This window comes from Variovorax sp. LG9.2, from assembly GCF_035018885.1.
In the GTDB taxonomy this organism is placed as follows: Bacteria; Pseudomonadota; Gammaproteobacteria; order Burkholderiales; family Burkholderiaceae_C; genus Variovorax.
In genome coordinates this window covers 1-19392 of record NZ_JASJXB010000002.1, presented here as the reverse complement: position 1 = coordinate 19392, position 19392 = coordinate 1, and the positions used below count along the sequence as shown (strand labels likewise).

Below are 19392 nucleotides of genomic sequence, written 5' to 3'. Positions count from 1 at the left end.
CGAATGAGCACCGCTGCGCTCAGACTTCAATCGTCACGCACTCGCCGAAAGCGATCGGATGCGCTGGCCAATCGGCTGCGGTGACCGGCACGCGCACACCGCGCTGCAACAGCGTCACGGCCCGCATCACGCCTGCATGCGTCACCCAAAGTGCGTCGTTGCCCGAGGCAAGCCACGTGTCCCATGCAATACCCACGCGCTGCATGAAGAGGCGCGTGCTCTCCCCGGTACTACCGGCGCGCCCATCGGCGAAGTCGGCCATCCATGCATCGAACTCGGGGCGCGCTACCTCTTGCCACGGGCTGCCTTCCCATACGCCGAAATCCATCTCGGCCAGGTTGGGGTCGTAGCGGCACAGCGGCAGATCGGTGCGCAGCACGGCGACTTCTTTTGCCAACGCCGCACAACGCTGCAACGGCGAGCTGACAAACGCCATGCCATCGAGAAGCCGCGTGCCGATGGCGACAGATGCGGCAACTGCAGCGGCCAGCGTGCCGTCGTGATGTGCAGCGAGGTCGGTCGCGCCATAGCAAAGGCCGGCCTCGGCAATAACCGGCGCGTGTCGGACCATCCAGAGCTTCATCGCCTTCCTCGGCTTCAGCGCAGCGCGGCCGGTGTCATCGCGAACGCCAGAGCCAGATAGATTGCCAGTTCGCAGACCTGCTGCGTGGCGCCGAGTCCATCGCCGGTAAAACCTTGCAGGCGACGCCAGAACAAACGTGCCATGACCGCGGCCGCAACGATGCATGTCGCCAGCGCCGCGACCGTTGCCGATCCGCCCTGCACCCACGCAAGCAGCGCCACCGCCGGCACCGCCCACAAAATGCCAACCCCCAACGCACCGTTGGCAATCGCATCCGCCAGCGGCTTGGACTTGCTCGCACCGCTGTCGCCGACGTAAGGCATCCAGCGAATCAGAAATAACGGCGCCAGTCGTGACAGCACATGCGCGACGACGATCGCGCTCAGCGCGACGGATGCGCCCCGTTCATCACCACCGGCAGCGCCAACGCCACCGGCCAGCATCGCCAGCAACGCAAACTTGAGCCCCAGCGCCAGCACCAAAGCGATGGCACCGAAGGCGCCGATGCGTGAGTCCTTCATGATCTCCAGCGCACGCGATCGATCGGCCGAACCGCCGAGTCCATCTGCTACGTCGGCCAGCCCGTCCTCATGAAACGCGCCCGTCAGCAACACGGTGGCGATGGTGCTCAGCACTGCCGCGACCCAGGCTCCGCCAGCGCCCGGCAAGCCACGCTCGACCACGAAGAAAACCGCCGCACCCAGCGCGCCGACGATCCAGCCGACACCGGGGAAATGCGCGGCGCTGGCACGCAGCATTTGCGGGCTGAAGCCGACCCATTGCGCCAGCCGACCGGTGACCGGCACGCGCGTGAAGAACTGAAGCGCCAGCAGGTAGTGGCGTATGCCGTTCATGCGCCGTCTTGCCGCGACACACCCGCCGCCTCGAAGCTCGCCATCTCGCGCAGGATGCGCGTTGCCGATTCGAGCAACGGCCAAGCCAACGCGGCGCCCGAGCCTTCACCCAGGCGCAGATCGAGTCGCAGCAGCGGCTGCAGTCCCAGGTGTGCAAGCAGCAGTGCATGACCAGGTTCGGCGGACACGTGCGCAGCAACGCAACGCTGAACGACATGCGGCTGCAACGCATATGCGATCAGCACCGCGGCACCGGTGATGAAGCCGTCGACGACGATCACACGGCGCTCTTCGGCTGCCTGCAGCACGGCACCGACCAGCGTGGCAACCTCGAATCCACCGAACGCAGCGAGCGCATCCAGTGGCGCGACAGCATCGCGATGCAACGCCATCACCTCTGCGAGTACGCTGCGTTTGCGCGCCAGCCCTGCCGCATCGAGTCCCGTTCCGATGCCGACGCAATCGTCGAGTGACAGGCCGGCCAGCCGTGACAGCAACATCGACGCAGCGGAAGTGTTGCCGATGCCCATTTCGCCGAGCAGCAGCGCGTTGCCGGGCAACGCGCGCACCACGTCGCGGCCGTTGGCGATGGCGTCTGCGCATTGCGACGGTGCCATCGCCGGGCCGATCGAAGCGTCGGCGGTGCCCGCGGCGATCTTGCGAACGACCAGGCCCGGCATCGGAGTGAAGTCGTGCCGTACGCCGCAATCGACCACCGTCAGCGCCAGTCCGTGCTGGCGCGCGAGCACGCTCACCGCCGCGCCGCCGCCCAGAAAGTTCTGCACCATCTGCCAGGTAACGTCGCTCGGATAGGCCGACACGCCGCGTGCCGCCAGCCCGTGGTCACCGGCGCAGACCAGCAGTTGTGGATGCTGCAACGTCGGCGACTCACTGCCGAGGATGGTGCCCAGGCGAATGGCCAGCGCTTCCAGTTGGCCTAGCGCGCCGACGGGCTTGGTCTTGTTGTCGATGAGGTGCTGCAGGCGTGCAGTGAGTGCGGCGTCATGCAAGTCGGCAATGTGCGGGATGTTCATTCGAGTTCGTTTTGTTTTGTTTTGTATTGAATCAGTCGATCAGCGAGCGCAGGACGCCCGCATCGAAATGCGTGTCGATGTAGTCGGCCAGTCCATCGAACACCGAGTCCAGCGTCGGCACTGTCGCACCGAACAGCGCATGCAGCACGGCCGGGTCTTCGAACATGCCGTGCAGGTAGATACCCAGCACATTGCCCGCGCCGTTCTGCCACGCCAAGCCGTCGTTCATCACCGGCAATGCGTGGTCGCCGGCTGCCGCCATGGCGCTGTGCTCGGCAGTACGGCCGTGGTGAATCTCGTAGCCGTGCATCGCCACGCCCGACAGCGCGGCCCACGCCCCACCGACCGCACCAAAACACGCATCCCGATGCCGCACCGTCTTGTCGGGATCGAACACAGTGACCAGCGGCAGCAAGCCCAGGCCAGCTGCGTTGCCGTCGATGCCATGCGTGTCGATCAACGCCTCACCGAGCATCTGCAGGCCGCCGCAGATTCCGAGCACGGCACCACCACGCGCTGCATGCGCGGCGATCGCGCGGTCGAGCCCCTGTGCACGCAGCCAGGCCAGGTCGCCGCTCGTGTGCTTCGAACCCGGCAGCACGATCCAGTCGGCGTCGGCCAGTTGGCTGGGCGTGCGTGCCCACCGCAGTCGAATGCCCGGCACGTTCTTCAGCGGCTGGAATTCGTCGAGGTTGCTGATGCGTGGGTAAGCGACAACCGCAACCGTCTTGCCTGCGCCGAACTCCGCCGTATCGAACACGCCATCTTCTTCCGGCAAGCCATGCGACCACCACATCGGCAACGTCGCCACGGTCGGTACACCCGTCAGTTCCTGCAGCTGCTCCGGCGCTGGCGAAAGCAACAACGCATCGCCGCGAAATTTGTTCAGCACGAAGCCGCTCAGCAATGCCCGGTCCGCCTCCGGCAGCAACGCCCAGGTGCCGTACAGATGAGCGAAAGCGCCGCCGCGATCGATGTCCGTCACCAGCAGGCAGCGCGCGTTCGCGTGGCGCGCCACGCGCAGGTTGACGATGTCCGATGCCATCAGGTTGATCTCGGCTGGCGAGCCGGCGCCTTCGATCACGACCACGTCGTTTTCGGCACGCAGTGCGTCGAGCGCCTGCACGATGGTCGGCCACACGCGCTCGCTACGGCCGCGCCACGGCAAGGCCGACAGCGCTTCGCTCACCTGCCCCATCAGCACGACCTGGCTGTGCGTGTCGCGCTCGGGCTTGAGCAGCAAGGGGTTCATGCGAACCTCGGGCATCGCGCGGGCGGCCAGTGCCTGAAAGTATTGCGCGCTGCCGATTTCGCCGCCTTGGTTGCCGGCCGTGGCGCCCACGACGCGAGCGTTGTTGCTCATGTTCTGCGCCTTGAACGGCGCGACCTTGAGCCCTTGCCGCGCATACCAGCGGCACAACGCGGTGGCGAGCCAGCTCTTGCCGGCACCGCTGGTGGTGCCGAGCACCATGACGCAGCGTGCGGTCACGGGTGCGGAAACCAAGTGAATGACGAGGCGTACATCGAGGCGTTCATGCCCTCGATTGTGGCGCGCTGCGGTGCCCGCACCGAGCGCGCCTTGCGGCTCACTCTTTCTTGTGTTCCGGCTTCGGCCGCTCGCCTGGATGGCTTCCTGGCGATGGCCGGACGGCTTGCCTTTGGGGCGGTTGCGCGTGTCCGGCAAACCGCTCGGGCGGGCGCTGCGCATGCTGGGCTGCCTGCTGGACATTGGTCTGCTTGGCGGCTTCGATCCGCTCGTCGCTGACGCGCGACATACGTTGAGCCTCCGGCAACGCCGCTGGACTCGCAGCCGCCTGCCGATGCTCCGGTTCCGGCCGCTGCAAGGATGCTACCGACGGTGCCGATGGTGTGCCGATGGCAGGTGCAGGCCGAACCACCTGCGCTGCCGGCAAGGCGACAGGTGTCCGGCCGGACATGAAGGCGGCAACCGGTTTCGTGCTCACCGGAACCGGCGCTTCGAGGCGCATCACCGGCGGCAGTGCAGCCGCGAGATGCGCAGCCGCCGGCACTGCCGCTTCAAACGGTTTTCCGCTTGCAGTGGCAGCGGCCGGCGCCGTCACCATGTAATTGCGTGTGTTGGCAACGTTCGTCACGTTGGTCGTGTTCGTCACGTTGTTTGTCACGTTATTGGTGACGTTGTTGTTGTTGATCGTCGTGTTTTGAATCCGCATGCCGACGTTGGTGACCGGCGGTGCGCTCGTCACCACGGCGGGCGGCGTACCGATGGGCGCGGGCACGATGAGGCCCGGCCTCGAACCGGGCGGTGGCGGCACGAACACGCCCTGCGGACCGATTGGAGGTAGCCCCGCGACGACGCCCACCCCGAGAGCGGCGAAGGCAATCGAAATCCCGAGCGGCGGCGGCACGAACCGCAATCCTGGGGCCGACCAATAGCCGGAAACAAACAGGACCGCGTTGTCGCGATGCTCGTAGTACGGCTGGACCCAGCCATAGCCCAATTGCGGCGGTGCCATCCAGCGCCCGGCAGACCAGACCCAACGGTCGTGCCAATCCCAGTAACCGCCGGTCCACACCGCCAGCGGAAACGGCGACAGCGGGGGCACTTCGACCAGCATTGCCGGCGGCGCCCAGCTGACGGCGATCGGTTCCGGCTGCACCATCGGAGGGTCGATGTAGACGCTGATCACCGGCGTCACCACAGGCGACGGATAGGCCACTGCAGCCGGTGGAAGCGGACTCATGTAGACCGGCGGCGGCCGAACGACGACGTAGCGCGGCGGTGGCGCAGGCGGCGCGACGCAGCCGGCGACCAGGGTCGCGAGGCACATGGCAGCCACACAGATGGACGGCGAGACGATGTTTTTTTTCATGAGAACGTGGCACTCGGAAAGCAGCGGTTGGGCCGTGGAAGCCAAAGGGCTACGTCATGGAAGGACGCGCCTTTGAGGTCGGGTGCCCGGTCCGCCGGGCACCTCTCGACTCACTTGCCGATCTGGGCGCTGACGCCGTTCTCTTGCTGGTTCAAGGCACGTTGGTCCAGCTTCGTGATGTGGCCGCCATCCTGCCGCGCCATGGCATGTTCTTCGCGGCGAATCTGCCGATCTTCTTTGTGCAGCGTGGCTGCTTGGCCCTTGCTGATCTCGCCACTTTTCACTTCGTTGTGGATGCGCCGGTCCTGGTGATTCAGGCGCGCGTTGACTTCGGTACGGCGCGGGTGTGCGTGCTGCCACGGTGTCTCTGCCATCGCGCCGACAGTGAAGGTGGCGGCGCCTAAGGCGACCACAGCGAAGGCGAACGTAGTGCGATTGAACATTGGAAGTCCTGAAAGGTTGCATGAAACCGAGCGGTCTCATGCGCTTACAACGTCGATCGAAAATGGCCTGTTGACGTGCGAAGAAATCTATTTCGTAAAAGGCGACGAACATTGAAAGCAGATTGCAAGGTCACGACGTCAGCGGTCACGACGCAAGTGCAGTGCGACCGCAGCATCGGGTCGCCGCAGCGCACCGTCAGACCGAACGAATCGGCTCTCCTTCGTACGAACTAGACACGTCGATTAATGCGGCCTCCATGTGACACGGACCGCGCATGAGGACATCATTCGACGAATCGACCCTTGGAGCTGCTCGCTCTCGAACCATGAACCTCCGACCCATTTCGACGAAAGGCACAGCAACATCCGTCCGCCTTGAGGACGGGCACGATGACTTCACGGACCTGTTCGAGGAGGCTCCCATTCCGTATGTGCATGAGGCGATGGACTCGCGCTTTATCCGCGCCAATCGCGCGGCCAGATCGTTGCTTGGCGTCGAGCCCGCGGAAGTGACGAGCACCTACGGAAGATCACTGATCGCTGACACGCTTGAGAGCCAGCAGGAACTGGACAACGCGTTCGCATCCATCCGCGAAGGCGGGCAGGTTTCGGGCATCGTGCTGGAACTCAGACGCAAGGACGACGGTCGTCCGATATGGGTCGAATGGTCTTCCCGGCCCGCGCCGAATGGGCTCTACACGCGCACGATGCTGGTCGACATCACACATCGCGTGCTGATCGAGCAGACCAAGGCTGCACTCGAGTTCTCGCTGGAGTCGGGACAGGTAGGGGATTGGGACCTGGACCTTGTTCGCAACACATCGCGACGGTCCCTGCGGCACGATCGTTGTTTCGGCTATACCCAACCGGTGCCAGATATCGAATGGGGCGCAGACACGTTTTTCAAGCACGTCCACGAACAGGATCGCGAGAGCGTGGAGAGCACCATGCGCGAGGCTGTGGCGGCGCTACGCGACTGGAGTGCGGAATTCCGCGTGGTCTGGGCAGACGGCAGCATCCACTGGCTCGTCGCCAAGGGCAACATCTATCGCACGACGGCCGATGGGCGCGCTGCGCGGATGCTCGGCGTGGTGATGGACATCACCGACCGCAAGCGGTCGGAAGAGGCGCTCGCAGCGTCGGAGCGACTCGCACGCGGCCAGGTCGACGCGCTGACAACGACGATCGAGGCGCTGGCAACGGAGGCTGATCCGGAGCGGCTGCTGGAACACGTGCTGTCCACGATCACCATGCAATTGGGCGCACACAGCTGCGGCGTATGGCGCAAGAACGAGCCTGACGGGCAGGTGCGTTTTGAATCTTCCTACGAAAAGGGCAGGCTCTTCACGTCTTCCGATCCTTCACTGACAACCGCCAGCCTGACGCTGCCCGCCGACGACGCAATGCCCTGGTCTGCAGTGCTTCGTACCGGCAGCCCGGGGATCATGGAAGACATCCGTGAACTGCGCGACTTCCCCTGGCGAGCGCGGCTCATCGAGCTCGGCGTGGTCACGATCCTGGTGATCCCCATGTCGATCGGAAGTCGGGTCGACGGCGCGGTGGGCATCCGGTTCACCAGCCGGCGCAGCTTCGGGGCACAGGAGATCGAACTGGCGCAGGCGCTGGTCAACCAGGCGATGCTGTCCATGCAACTGACGAAGCTGTCGGCACAAAGCCGCGAGGCCGCGGTGATCGCAGAGCGCAACAGGATGGCGCGGGACATCCACGATACGCTGGCACAGGGCCTGACCGGCGTCATCGTTCAGCTGGAAGCGGCGGCCGATGCACAGGCCCGCGGTCTGATGGTGGAGACCGACACGCACATCGCCCGGGCGAGCGGCATGGCTCGCGAGAGCCTCACCGAGGCCCGCCGATCGGTGCGCGCGCTGCGCCCGATCGAGCTCGACGACGGGAATCTGTGCGACGCGCTCGAAGCACTGATCCGCAAGATGACTGCCGGCACGACGGTGAACGCAGCTTTCGCACTGGAAGGAACGCCGGCCAAGCTGCCTTCCGAATGGGAAGACAACTTGCTGCGCGCCGTCAAGGAGGTGCTCACCAACGTACTGCGGCATTCACACGCGAGCGACTTCAATGCCCGCATTGCCTTCAAGTCGTCCGAAGTCCAACTCGATCTGCGTGACAACGGCTGCGGCTTCGATCCTGACGGCAAATTCGACGGCTTCGGCCTCTTGGGCGTTCACGAGCGTGTGGCAACCATGCGGGGCCGGCTTTCGCTCAAGAGTCGCCTCGGACAAGGCACTCACTATTCGATCTCGGTGCCACTGGATTCCAAACCGCAGGGCTCCCGATGAACACGATCCGGGTCCTCATCGCCGATGACCATGTGACTGTGCGTGAAGGCCTGGCGGCGATCATCGGCCGACAGGCCGACATGACCGTCGTCGCCGAAGCTGCGAACGGCGAGACCGCCGTCCAGCTGTGGCGCGAGCACCGGCCCGATGTCACGCTGCTCGACTTGCGAATGCCTCACCTCGACGGGGTGGGCGCCATCGACGAGATACGCCGTGGCGACGCGAATGCGCGCATTCTGGTGCTGACCACATTCGATACCGACAACGAGATCTCTCGCGCCATCAAGGCCGGTGCCAGGGGCTACCTGTTGAAGGATGCTCCACGCGAGGACTTGCTGAGTTTCATCCGTCGTGTGCACGCGGGCGAAACCTGCATTCCTCCCGCGCTGGTCGCCAAGCTCGCCGCGGGGCTCAGCGACGAGCCCCTTACACGGCGCGAGCTGGATGTGTTGACCATGCTCGCGCGCGGCAAGAGCAACAAGGAGATCGGCTCCGCCTTGTCCATCTCCGAGACGACCGTGAAGTCGCACATGCGCGGCATCTTCGCGAAGCTCAACGTGTTGAGCCGTACCGAGGCAGTCGCCACCGCCGGTCGCAGGGGCATCGTCGAAATCTGACGACGTCGCGCGCTGGCGTCCATCGCCTCTCGTTCTTTCGATGGAGACCGCTGCAGTCCCGCGGACGGGATTGAAATCCATTCGTGCGTGTCTGGCGCCCAGGCCATGTGCGACGGAGACTTCCTGCACCGGTCTCCCGTTGCAGGGGCCGACAACCCCCGAAGGAAATCCACATGCGCAAAGTCTTCTTTCTCTTCGCCTTTGCCTTCGCCGCGACCGTGCTGGTCTCTCATGCAAAGGCTGACGTCAAACCCTTTCCGGCGAGCTTCCACAACCAACGCATCACCACCAACGGTGCCACGCTGCATGTGCGGACAGGCGGTACCGGCCCCGCAGTCGTGCTGCTCCACGGCTATGGTGAAACCGGCGACATGTGGGAGCCGCTGGCGGCGCGACTGGTGCGCGACCACACGGTGATCGTGCCCGACCTGCGCGGCATGGGCCTGTCGGACCATCCGCCCGGCGGCTACGACAAGAAGACGCAGGGGCAGGACATTGCGGGCGTGCTCGACGCACTCAAGGTGGGCAAGGTGGACGTGGTCGGTCATGACATCGGCAACATGGTGGCCTATGCCTTCGTGGCCGAGCATCCCGAGCGTGTGACCCGGCTGGTACTGATGGACGCACCTGTCCCGGGCATCGGGCCGTGGGACGAGATCCTGAAGAACCCGCTGCTCTGGCATTTCCGCTTCGGCGGTCCCGACATGGAGCGGTTGGTCAAAGGCCGCGAGCGCATCTATCTGGACCGGTTCTGGAACGACTTCTCCGCCGACCCGAAGAAGTTCGATGAAGCTTCGAGACGCCATTACGCAAAGCTCTATGCCCGGCCGGGCGCGATGCACTCCGGGTTCGAGCAGTTCCACGCCTTCGACCAGGACGCGATCGACAACAAGGTGTACCTCGCCAAAGGTCCGCTGACCATGCCGGTGCTTGCCATCGGCGGCGAAAAATCATTCGGCACGACGATGGCGAGCGTGGTCCGCTTTGCCGCGACCAACGTGCAGGGCGTCGTCATCCCGGCTTCCGGGCATTGGCTGATGGAGGAGCAGCCCGAGGCAACCGTTGCTGCGATCCTCGGCTTTCTTCAATAACCCGGATCTCACCCCTTCCAAACGCAACCCAACCACCAGGATTTATCCATGACCTCTCCTAAGACAATCCGCGACCCGTTGACAGACCAGATGCTGACACCGCAAAACGCTGCACTCGTGATCATCGACTTCCAGCCGGTGCAGGTCGGCTCCATCACCTCGATGGATCGCAGCATGCTCGTCGCCAACGTCACCGCGGTGGCGCGTACCGCCAAGCTGTATGGCCTGCCAATCGTGTTGTCGACGGTCAACGTAGAGACTGGCCGTAACCAACCGACGATTCATCAGATCATGGAAGTGCTGGGCGATGTTCGGGCGATCGACCGCACATCGATCAATGCGTGGGAAGACGAAGAGTTCGTTGCCGCGGTCAAGGCGACCGGACGCAAGAAGCTCATCATGGTGGCGCTGTGGACCGAGGTCTGCCTTGTGTTTCCGGCGCTCGACGCGATGAAAGCAGGATTCGAGGTCTACCCGGTCGTGGACGCGGTGGGAGGCACATCGGAAGAGGCGCACCGTGCCGGGCTTCAGCGCCTGCTACAGGCGGGGGCACAGCCGACGAGTTGGGTCCAGCTCAGCTGCGAACTACAGCGCGACTGGAATCGGGAAGCGACCGTGCCGGGGTTCGCCGACATCGTGTTCGCAGTCGAAGGACACTGACCGACTTTTCCGCTAGATCGCGCGAGCCCGCGTCAACACGTAGTCTTGATGCACGATGTTTTCGTCGTAGTACGGCTCTGCCATGGCATCGAACTCACTACGCAGGGCGGCGAGCTTCTCCGTCTCGCTCACAAGCCGCTCGATCAGCTTCTGCAACGGCCCGATCGTGCGCTCCATCGACAGCCGGTAGTGCGACAGGCTGAGTGCCGGATACGCCATGACGCCTCGCTCGAAGAAAGGCGCATCGAAGCGAGCACCGAGGCGCTCGGCGATCACCGCCAGATTGCCCCATTGCGACGGCGGCGCTGAACCCGAGGGCTGCGGCGGCGAATTGCGTCCGACGAACGCGAACATGCGGCCCACCATGTGCTCCGGCGGCCAGGTCGCGAAGGCGATGCGGCCGCCAGGCTTCAGCACGCGACGCATCTCGGCGATAGCGACCTCGGGCCGTGGCGCGAACATGTGGCCGAACTGGCTCAGCACGACATCGAAGCTTGCGTCCGCATAGGGCAACTGCTCCGCGTCCCCCTCGGTCCATTCGATCTCTTCGTGGCCAGCGATGCGTGCGTTTTCATGCGCCTGTGCGAGCAGTTCAGGCGTCAGGTCGAGCGCCTTGACGCGCGCACCCGCGCGTGCCGCGGTGATGGCTGCAACACCGGTGCCGGTGGCGACATCCAGCAAATCCTCGCCCGGGGCGATGGCGGCGAATTTGACGAGGTGCGCTGCCACCGGCGTGGTGCTGGTCGCGGTTGGCCCGAACGACGCCCACATCTCTCGCTGGCGTTTTTTGAGTTCGGCAAAAGGGTCGTGGTCCATGCGGTCCTCCGTGTAATCCGTCGGAAAGACTGTATGCCTTGCAACGGTGAAGGCAAGACCCGAAAAGGCCTATGCCTATCCTTTCACGGTCACGCTTGAGGCCACCACCGCCGGTACATCCCACCCCCCACCCAACGCCTTGATCAGCCCCACCGTCGCCTGGTACTGCGCCGCCTTCACTTGCAGCGCGAGCCGCCGATTGCGCAACTCGCTGCGCCGCGCGTCGAGCAGGTCGAGCTGGCTCACGTAGCCATTGCGGTAGCGCGAGTCGGACAGCACCGTCGCGCGGCGCGACGAAGCGACCGCCCTCGCCTGCACGTTCGATTGCTCCTGCAACAGGCGCAGCGACGCGAGCTGGTCTTCGACCTCGCGAAAGGCCACGAGCACCTGCTCGCGGTAGCTCGCCAGTGCACCGTCGAGTTGCGCCGACGCGCCCTGCACGCCGGCCTCGCGGCGACCGCCGTCGAGCAGCGGCAACGACAGCAACGCGCCGATGCCCCACGAGCGTGCCGACCACTTGAAGAGATCGCTCAAATCAGAAGAGGCATAGCCGCCACCGCTGGTCAGCGCGATGGTCGGGAACCATGCAGTCTTGGCGACGCCGAGGCGAGCCTGTGCGGCTTCCATGCTGCGTTGCGCCGCCGCGATGTCTGGGCGCCGTTCGAGCACGGTCGACGGCAAGCCGGCTGGGATCGCCGGCAACGCTGTCGACCACTCGCCACTGTTCATGGCGAAGTTGGAGGCGACGTCGCCGGTCAGCACCGCCAGCGCGTGTTCGAGCAACGCGCGTTGGCGGTCGAGCGTCAGCGCGTCGGACTCGGTCGCTGCCACTTCGGTCTGCACGCGGGCGACGTCGAGCTCGGCCAGGTCACCGGCATTGAATCGCCGCTCGGTGAGTCGCAGCGTGTCGGCATAGGCATCGACCTGCTCGCGCACCAGAGCACGTTCGGCATCGAGTGCGCGCACCGACAGATAGGTCTGCGCCGTCTCGGCTTGCACCAGCAAGCGAGCGCTTTGCAACAACGACTCGCGCGATTGCGCATCGAGCGACGCCGCATTGCTGGCACCCGACAGCTTGCCGAACAGATCGACTTCATACGACACGCTGGCGCCGGCATTCAACAGCGTGGAAGGCTTGTTGCTCAGGTTGCGATCGATGCCGGCTTGTCGGCTCGCACCGGCACCCAGGCCGACCTGCACCGATCGGTCAGCATCGACGGTGCGTGCCAGTGCGCGTGCCTCACCGAGCCGCGCAGCCGCTTGCTGCACGCTGGTGTTGTTGACGGCGGCCCGCTCGACGAGCTCGTCGAGCACCGGGTCATTGAACGCGACCCACCAGTTGCCGGCGGGCTGCGCAGGCGCTGCGTTGGTTGTCACCGCAGCGGCGCCCTTGGCGGTCTGTTCCTTGAACTGCACCGGCGTCGTGATGCCGGTCGACACTTCACCGGTCGACGCGCAGCCCGCGAGCACCAATGCAGCCACGAGTGGCAGTAGCGCGGTGCGCAGCGGGCGAGCGAAATACGAGAAATTGCTTGTCATGATGAATCTCCTTCTGGTCGCAGTAACGCGGCCCTTATTCGTGCGACCGATGCGGCGCAGCAGGCTGCGCATGCAGGCTGCCTCCACCACCAAGCACTGCGGGCGGTGCCTGTGAAGGTGAAGGCGACGGCGACATCGTTCCTTCGCCGTGCTGCGTCAACGGCCTGTTGCCCGCCAGCCGGCGCAGCACCACGTAGAAGACAGGCGTCAGGAACAGGCCGAAAGCCGTCACGCCGATCATTCCGGCGAACACCGCCACGCCCATCGCCTTGCGCATTTCGGAGCCGGCGCCGGTCGACAGAACCAGCGGCAGCACACCCATGACGAAGGCCAGCGACGTCATCAGAATCGGGCGCAACCGCAGCCGGCTGGCCTCGATGGCGGCCTGGATCGGAGTGCGCCCTGCAAACTCAAGCTCGCGTGCGAACTCCACTATCAGGATGGCGTTCTTGGCGCTCAACCCGACCAGCACGATCAGCCCGATCTGCGTGAAGACGTTGTTGTCACCCCCCGATATCCAGACGCCCGTCATCGCGGCGAGCAGGCCCATCGGCACGATCAGGATGATCGCGATCGGCAGCGTCAGGCTTTCGTATTGCGCGGCGAGCACCAGGAACACCAGCAGGATCGACAGCGGGAACACGAGGAACGCAGAGTTGCCGGCCAGGATCTCCTGGTACGTCAGCTCGGTCCACTCGAAGCTGATGCCCTTGGGCAGCGTCTCGGCCGCGATGCGCGCGACGGTGTCTTGCGCCTGGCCCGACGAATAGCCGGGCGCCGGTCCGCCGTTGACGTCGGCAGCAAGGTAGCCGTTGTAGCGCATGGCGCGCTCGGGCCCGAAGCTCGAGTTGACCTTCATCAACGCCGACAACGGCACCATCTCGCCCGAGTTGGAGCGCACCTTCAACAGACCCACGTCTTCGGCACGCGCGCGGTACGGCGCGTCGGCCTGCACCCGCACGCTGTAAGTACGGCCAAACTTGTTGAAGTCGTTCGCGTACAGGCTGCCGAGGTAGATCTGCATGGTGTCGAAGATGTCCGTCACCGGCACGCCGAGCTGGCGAGCCTTGGTGCGGTCGATGTCCGCGTAGAGCTGCGGCACATTGACCTGCCAGCTGGTGAACATGCCGGCCAGTTCAGGTGCTTGCGAGGCCTTGCCCATGAACGCCTTCACGGCCTTGTCCATTTCGTCGTAGCCGAGCGAGGCACGGTCTTCGATCTGCATCTTGAAGCCGCCCGTGGTGCCAAGACCTGCCACCGGCGGCGGCGGGAACATCACGATGAAGGCGTCCTGGATGCCGGCGAACTGCTGGTTGAGCTGGCCCGCGACCGCGCCGCCGCTCTGATCGACGCGCTTGCGTTGGTCGAAAGGCTTCAGCGTGACGAACACCACACCCGAGTTCGAGCTGTTGGTGAAACCGTTGATCGACAGGCCCGGGAACGCGATCGCGTCTTCCACGTTCGGATTCTTCTTGACGATGTCGCCCATGCGATGGATCACGTCTTCGGTGCGATCGAGCGTGGCCCCGTCTGGCAGTTGCGCGAAACCGATCAGGTACTGCTTGTCTTGCGCCGGCACGAAACCGCTCGGCACCGCCTTGAACAGGCCGAAGGTCACGCCGATCAGCGCGAGGTAGATCACCAGCATGATCGTCTTACGTGAGATCACGCCTTTGACGCCACCGCTGTAAGCCTCGGAGCCACGGTGGAACAGCTTGTTGAAGCCGCGGAACAACCAGCCGAGGTAGCGGTCCATGCCGCGCGTCAGCGCGTCCTTCGGCTGGTCGTGGCCGCGCAGCAGCAGGGCCGCGAGGGCCGGCGACAGCGTCAGCGAATTGATGGCGGAAATCACCGTCGAGATCGCGATGGTCACCGCGAACTGGCGATAGAACTGGCCCGTCAAGCCGCTGATGAAAGCCAGCGGCACGAACACCGCGACCAGCACCAGCGCGATGGCGATGATGGGCCCCGACACTTCGCGCATCGCCTTGTACGTCGCCTCGCGCGGACTCAGTCCTGCCTCGATGTTTCGCTCGACGTTTTCCACCACCACGATGGCGTCGTCGACCACGATGCCGATCGCCAGCACCAGCCCGAAAAGGCTCAGCGCGTTGATCGAGAAGCCCAGCACATGCAGCACGGCGAAGGTGCCGATGACCGACACCGGCACCGCCAGCAACGGGATGATCGATGCACGCCAGGTCTGCAGGAACAGGATCACCACCAGCACCACCAGCGCGATGGCTTCGAGCAACGTGTGGATGACCGATTCGATCGAGGCCCGCACAAACTGCGTCGGGTCGTAGGCAATGCGGTACTCGACACCTTCGGGCATCGCCTTGGCGATATCGTCCATCGTCTTGCGCACGTTGGACGAGATGTCGAGCGCGTTGGAACCCGGCGCCTGGAACACGCCCATGCCGACCGCGGCGTCGTTGTTGAGCAGAGAACGCAGCGAGTAGTCGGCGGCGCCCATTTCAAGGCGACCGATGTCGCGCAGGCGGGTCACGGCGCCATCGGCACCGCTCTTCACGATGATGTCGCCGAACTCTTCTTCGCTTTGCAAGCGGCCTTGTGCGTTGATCGACAACTGCATGTCGACGCCCGAAAGCCCCGGCGATGCGCCGACCACACCGGCTGCGGCCTGGATGTTCTGGCTGCGGATGGCGGCCACCACGTCGCTGGCCGACAGGTTGCGCTGCGCCACCTTCTGCGGGTCGAGCCAGACGCGCATGGAGTACTCCCCACCACCGAAGATTTGTACCTGGCCGACGCCGTCGATGCGGGCCAGCCGGTCTTTGACGTTCAGCACCGCGTAGTTGCGCAAGTAGTTGATGTCGTAGCGGTTGTTGGGCGAGACGAGGTGGACCACCATCGTCAGGTCGGGCGCACTCTTGATCGTGGTGATGCCGAGTCGGCGCACTTCTTCAGGCAGGCGCGGCTCGGCTTGCGAGACGCGGTTCTGCACCAGTTGCTGTGCCTTGTCCGGGTCGGTGCCGAGCTTGAAGGTGACCGTCAGCGTCATCACGCCATCGGTTGTCGCCTGGCTGCCCATGTAGAGCATGCCTTCGACGCCGTTGATCGATTCCTCGAGCGGCGTGGCCACGGTTTCAGCAATCACCTTCGGATTGGCACCTGGATACTGTGCGCGCACCACCACCGACGGTGGCGCGACTTCAGGGTATTCGGAGATGGGCAGACCGCGCAGCGCGATCAGCCCGGCGATGACCATCAACACCGACAGAACGCCAGCGAAGATGGGTCGATCGATAAAGAATTTCGATAGATTCATGATGCTTCTCCTCCGTCCTGGCTCAGGACTTTTCAGCCTGCGCTAGACGTTCGTGCTCGGGCTCCGGCTTGGCCTGCGAAGGCACCTCGTTCTTGGCGTCCATCGTCACCACCTGCGGCGTGACCAACGCGCCGGGGCGGATGTGCTGCAGGCCATTGACGACCACGCGCTCACCGGGCTTCAGCCCCTTGCTCACGATGCGCAAGCCGTTGCTCGATGCACCCAGCGTCACCTCGCGGTACTCGGCTTTGTTGTCGGCACCGATCACCATCACGAACTTCTTGCTCTGGTCGGTGCCGATAGCGCGCTCGCTCACCAGCATCGCCTTGTCGGTGCGCGCCTGGCCCATGCGGATGCGGGCGAACTGGCCCGGCATCAACGCGCCGTCGGCGTTGTCGAAGGCAGCGCGCACGCGCACCGTGCCGCTCTTGGCATCGACCTGGTTGTCGATGAGTTGCAGCTTGCCGAGCCACGGCGTGCCGTCGCTGGCCGCCGTGCCCATCTCCACCGGAATTTTCTCGATCGACCCGCGCGCGCTGCTGCCAGCGGTAGCGACGTCTTTGAGCGCGCGCACGATCACTCCTTCGTCGGCGTCGAAGCTTGCATAGATCGGGCTGACCGACACCAGCGTGGTGAGCACCGGCGCACCAGGGCCGGCGGCCACCAGATTTCCGACGGTCACTTCGAGCTTGCCGATGCGGCCCGACACCGGCGCGCGCACTTGCGTGTAGCCCAGGCTCAGCTTGGCGGTCTGCAGCGAGGCTTGCGCCGCGCGCAGGTTGGCATCGGCTTCATTGCGGGTGTTGGCACGCTCTTCGAACTCACGTTGCGCGATGGCTTGTTCGTCCCACAGGCGTTTGGCGCGGGCCTGCTCGCTGGCCGCCTGCGATACGCGGGCCTGCGCCGCTGCGACTTGCGCCGCCGCACGCTCGACGTCGGCTGCATACGGCGCGGGGTCGATGGTGATGAGCAGATCGCCCGCCTTCACCAGCGCACCTTCACGGAAGTGCGAGGCTTGCACGGCACCCGCGACACGCGAGCGCACATCGACGCGTTCGACCGCTTCGAGCCGGCCCGAGAACTCGTTCCAGCCAGCCACGTCGCTTTCGGTCACGGCAGCGACCGACACCGGAATGCCCTGCGGCACGACGGCCACCGGCAGGTTGCCGGCCTCGGCCTTGAGATACGGCAAACCCAATGCCGCCGCGGCGATGGCGAGCAATGCGGTCAGGCCGGTGACGGTCGGCCAGAGACCCTTGCGGGCCAGCGAAGAAAGTTCGGTTTTAGACATGATGAATTCGTCCTCGTGATGACTTCGGAAAATTTTGGAAAAGGCGTAGCCACCCGGTGCTCTGGACCCGGGAAGCGGATCGGCGACCGGGGTTGCCGGTTACCGAAAAAAGCGGGAAGTGGGAACCGGCGTCAGCCGGTCTTAGAGGCCTGCGGCTTGGCAGGCTCGTTCAAGTGCGGCGCTGAAGCACTGAAAAACTCGCGAAAGTGCTGCTTCACGGTGACGCTGCAAACGCACTCCCCAGCCGCCGGGTCCGACAACGCATCGGGCCAGTTGGTCGCCGAGGGCAGTACGCTGCTAGTGACCGGGTTGCCAGCTTCGCGGAGACGCCGCGCAAAGGTCAGCGCCTCGTCGCGCATCGGATCGTCGTCGCCGACCAGCACCAGCGTCGGCGCGATCTGGCCGAGCCGCATCGATGCGCTAGGAACCGCATACGGATGCACCGCATCTTTTGGGCTGCTCAGAAATTGCTGCCAGCCTGCAGCCCACTTGCACTGCGTCGCGTCACCGGTGGTTTCACGCAGCGATGCGGTACCGGCACACGGGTCGAGCATCGGCGACAGCAGGATTTGCCCTGCCAGCGGCGGATGGCCGCGGTCACGTGCGATCAATGCCACGGCGGCGGCCAGGTTGCCGCCGGCTTCTTCACCGGCCAGGAACACGGGTGCGCCCTTGCCCGCCAGCTTGACGCGCTGGCCGTACAGCCATTCGAGCACCGCGTAGGCGACTTCGATCGGCTCGGGGAACGGGAACTTGGGTGCCAAGGGATACGCGAGCGACACGACGACCGCACCCGCGTCTTGCAGCAGCCCGGCGACCATGCGCCCGCTGTCGAGGCCGCCGCAGGTGAAGGTGCCGCCATGAAAGTGCAGCACCAGCGGAGAGGTCACACCGCGTTGCTTCAGGCCGTAGGTCCGGGCCTGCACCGGCTCACGGCCGGGCAACGCGATCGTGATGTCGGCCACGTCGACGGCGTTCGCTGTCACGGCAGCAGCGGCGGCGTCAGCAGACTTGGACATTGAACGGGGTGACATGGTGGACCTGAAGGTGGGAGTTGCGGAGTCAGTGGAGGAAACCAGCGATGGATTGAATATAAGTCGCCGGGCGTATCAAAAAAGGGCCTCTTGATCCTCACTCTGTTTCCATTAGAAGAACAATCAGTGCAAATCCACATGTGAGAATTCAGTTCGCCGGCAAGCCATGCCGCGCGCTGCCAGGAGCACCTCTATGGACCAGATCCAGGCAATGCGGGTTTTCGTTCGCGTTGTAGAAGCCGGCACGTTCACCCGTGCCGCAGATTCCCTCGGCCTGCCCAAAGGCACGGTCACCAAACAGATCCAGGGGTTGGAGGCGCACCTGCGCGTGAAGCTGCTGAACCGCACCACGCGCCGCGTCACTGTCACGCCCGACGGGGCTGCGTACTTCGAACGCGCCGCGCGCCTGCTCAACGACTTCGACGACATCGAAGCCAGCATGACCAACGCGCAGGCCAATCCGACCGGGCGGCTGCGCATCGACGTCGGCACCTCTGTGGCGCGGCTCATCATCCTTCCGGCGCTGCAGGGGTTTCTCGATCGGTATCCGGACATTCAGGTGGACCTGGGCGTCAGCGACCGCCCGGTCGACCTCATCAGCGACAACGTCGATTGCGTCATTCGAGGCGGCGAGCTGACCGACCAGTCGCTGGTCGCGCGCCGCATCGGCAACCTGGCCTGGGTCACCGTCGCATCACCGGCCTACATCAAGCGCTACGGAACGCCGACGCACCCGAACGACATAGAAAAGCGGCACCTGCTGGTCGGCTTTTTCTCGGGCAGCACGCGCCGCCTGTACCCGCACGAGTTCCAGAAGGGCGACGAGCTGGTCGAGCTCACCGGACCGTACCGCGTGTCGGTCAACGAAGGCAACGCGCACCTCGGCGCGGTGCTCCCGAGTTCGACAGTTAATCGCTGGCTGGGTGCTTCGACTCCAATATAAACAACGACTTAGCGCTCGATTTTCGATA

The 19392-nt window shown here is 64.8% G+C and carries 15 protein-coding genes and 1 pseudogene; 5 read left to right on the top strand and 11 right to left on the bottom strand.

Going from position 1 to position 19392, the window contains the following annotated elements; translation table 11 throughout:
* Nucleotides 1-19 precede the first annotated feature (19 nt).
* From QN413_RS02145 to QN413_RS02120, 6 genes are all read right to left on the bottom strand, one after another.
* Complete coding sequence (locus QN413_RS02145; RefSeq protein WP_323495032.1) at nucleotides 20-583, bottom strand: histidine phosphatase family protein; 564 nt, start codon at nucleotides 581-583, stop codon at nucleotides 20-22.
* A 14-nt stretch (nucleotides 584-597) separates the two neighbouring features.
* Nucleotides 598-1437, bottom strand: coding sequence for an adenosylcobinamide-GDP ribazoletransferase (locus tag QN413_RS02140; RefSeq protein WP_323495031.1), 840 nt, complete (start codon nucleotides 1435-1437; stop codon nucleotides 598-600).
* Complete coding sequence (gene cobT, locus QN413_RS02135; protein ID WP_323495030.1) at nucleotides 1434-2471, bottom strand: nicotinate-nucleotide--dimethylbenzimidazole phosphoribosyltransferase; 1038 nt, start codon at nucleotides 2469-2471, stop codon at nucleotides 1434-1436. Before cobT ends, QN413_RS02140 begins: the two co-directional genes overlap by 4 nt.
* 31 nt (nucleotides 2472-2502) lie before the next feature.
* Nucleotides 2503-3960 carry a cobyric acid synthase gene (locus QN413_RS02130; RefSeq protein WP_323495029.1) on the bottom strand — a complete coding sequence of 486 codons (1458 nt, stop codon included), beginning with the start codon at nucleotides 3958-3960 and terminating at the stop codon, nucleotides 2503-2505.
* Nucleotides 3961-4057: 97 nt separating this feature from the next.
* Complete coding sequence (locus QN413_RS02125) at nucleotides 4058-5323, bottom strand: hypothetical protein (RefSeq protein ID WP_323495028.1); 1266 nt, start codon at nucleotides 5321-5323, stop codon at nucleotides 4058-4060.
* Nucleotides 5324-5433: 110 nt separating this feature from the next.
* Nucleotides 5434-5766, bottom strand: coding sequence for a hypothetical protein (locus QN413_RS02120; RefSeq protein ID WP_416352119.1), 333 nt, complete (start codon nucleotides 5764-5766; stop codon nucleotides 5434-5436).
* A gap of 326 nt (nucleotides 5767-6092) precedes the next feature.
* Between QN413_RS02120 and QN413_RS02115 the strand changes: the two genes are divergently transcribed.
* The 4 genes from QN413_RS02115 (at nucleotide 6093) to QN413_RS02100 (ending at nucleotide 10449) form a co-directional block, all read left to right on the top strand.
* The gene (locus QN413_RS02115) at nucleotides 6093-8081 is read left to right on the top strand and encodes a PAS domain-containing protein (RefSeq protein WP_323495027.1); all 1989 of its coding nucleotides are present in this window, start codon (nucleotides 6093-6095) and stop codon (nucleotides 8079-8081) included.
* Nucleotides 8078-8698: a response regulator transcription factor gene (locus QN413_RS02110; RefSeq protein ID WP_323495026.1), complete on the top strand. Its 621-nt coding sequence runs from the start codon at nucleotides 8078-8080 to the stop codon at nucleotides 8696-8698. Before QN413_RS02115 ends, QN413_RS02110 begins: the two co-directional genes overlap by 4 nt.
* Before the next feature lie 173 nt (nucleotides 8699-8871).
* Nucleotides 8872-9789: an alpha/beta hydrolase gene (locus tag QN413_RS02105; RefSeq protein WP_323495025.1), complete on the top strand. Its 918-nt coding sequence runs from the start codon at nucleotides 8872-8874 to the stop codon at nucleotides 9787-9789.
* Between the two features lie 48 nt (nucleotides 9790-9837).
* Nucleotides 9838-10449 carry a hydrolase gene (locus tag QN413_RS02100; protein ID WP_323495024.1) on the top strand — a complete coding sequence of 204 codons (612 nt, stop codon included), beginning with the start codon at nucleotides 9838-9840 and terminating at the stop codon, nucleotides 10447-10449.
* A gap of 12 nt (nucleotides 10450-10461) precedes the next feature.
* Here QN413_RS02100 and QN413_RS02095 read toward each other — a convergent pair whose 3' ends face one another.
* The 5 genes from QN413_RS02095 to QN413_RS02075 form a co-directional block, all read right to left on the bottom strand.
* The gene (locus QN413_RS02095) at nucleotides 10462-11265 is read right to left on the bottom strand and encodes a class I SAM-dependent methyltransferase (protein WP_323495023.1); all 804 of its coding nucleotides are present in this window, start codon (nucleotides 11263-11265) and stop codon (nucleotides 10462-10464) included.
* Between the two features lie 75 nt (nucleotides 11266-11340).
* Nucleotides 11341-12804 carry an efflux transporter outer membrane subunit gene (locus QN413_RS02090; RefSeq protein ID WP_323495022.1) on the bottom strand — a complete coding sequence of 488 codons (1464 nt, stop codon included), beginning with the start codon at nucleotides 12802-12804 and terminating at the stop codon, nucleotides 11341-11343.
* 34 nt (nucleotides 12805-12838) lie between these two features.
* Nucleotides 12839-16096, bottom strand: coding sequence for an efflux RND transporter permease subunit (locus QN413_RS02085; protein WP_323495021.1), 3258 nt, complete (start codon nucleotides 16094-16096; stop codon nucleotides 12839-12841).
* Nucleotides 16097-16118: 22 nt separating this feature from the next.
* Nucleotides 16119-17387, bottom strand: a complete 1269-nt coding sequence (locus QN413_RS02080) for an efflux RND transporter periplasmic adaptor subunit (protein WP_323495020.1) — start codon at nucleotides 17385-17387, stop codon at nucleotides 16119-16121.
* A gap of 131 nt (nucleotides 17388-17518) precedes the next feature.
* The gene (locus QN413_RS02075) at nucleotides 17519-18406 is read right to left on the bottom strand and encodes an alpha/beta hydrolase (protein ID WP_416352118.1); all 888 of its coding nucleotides are present in this window, start codon (nucleotides 18404-18406) and stop codon (nucleotides 17519-17521) included.
* Nucleotides 18407-18614: 208 nt separating this feature from the next.
* On the opposite strand from QN413_RS02075, the pseudogene QN413_RS02070 reads away from it, so the two are divergent.
* Nucleotides 18615-19316 (top strand): annotated as a pseudogene (locus QN413_RS02070) (LysR family transcriptional regulator); the annotation flags it as partial.
* Nucleotides 19317-19392: the final 76 nt, after the last annotated feature.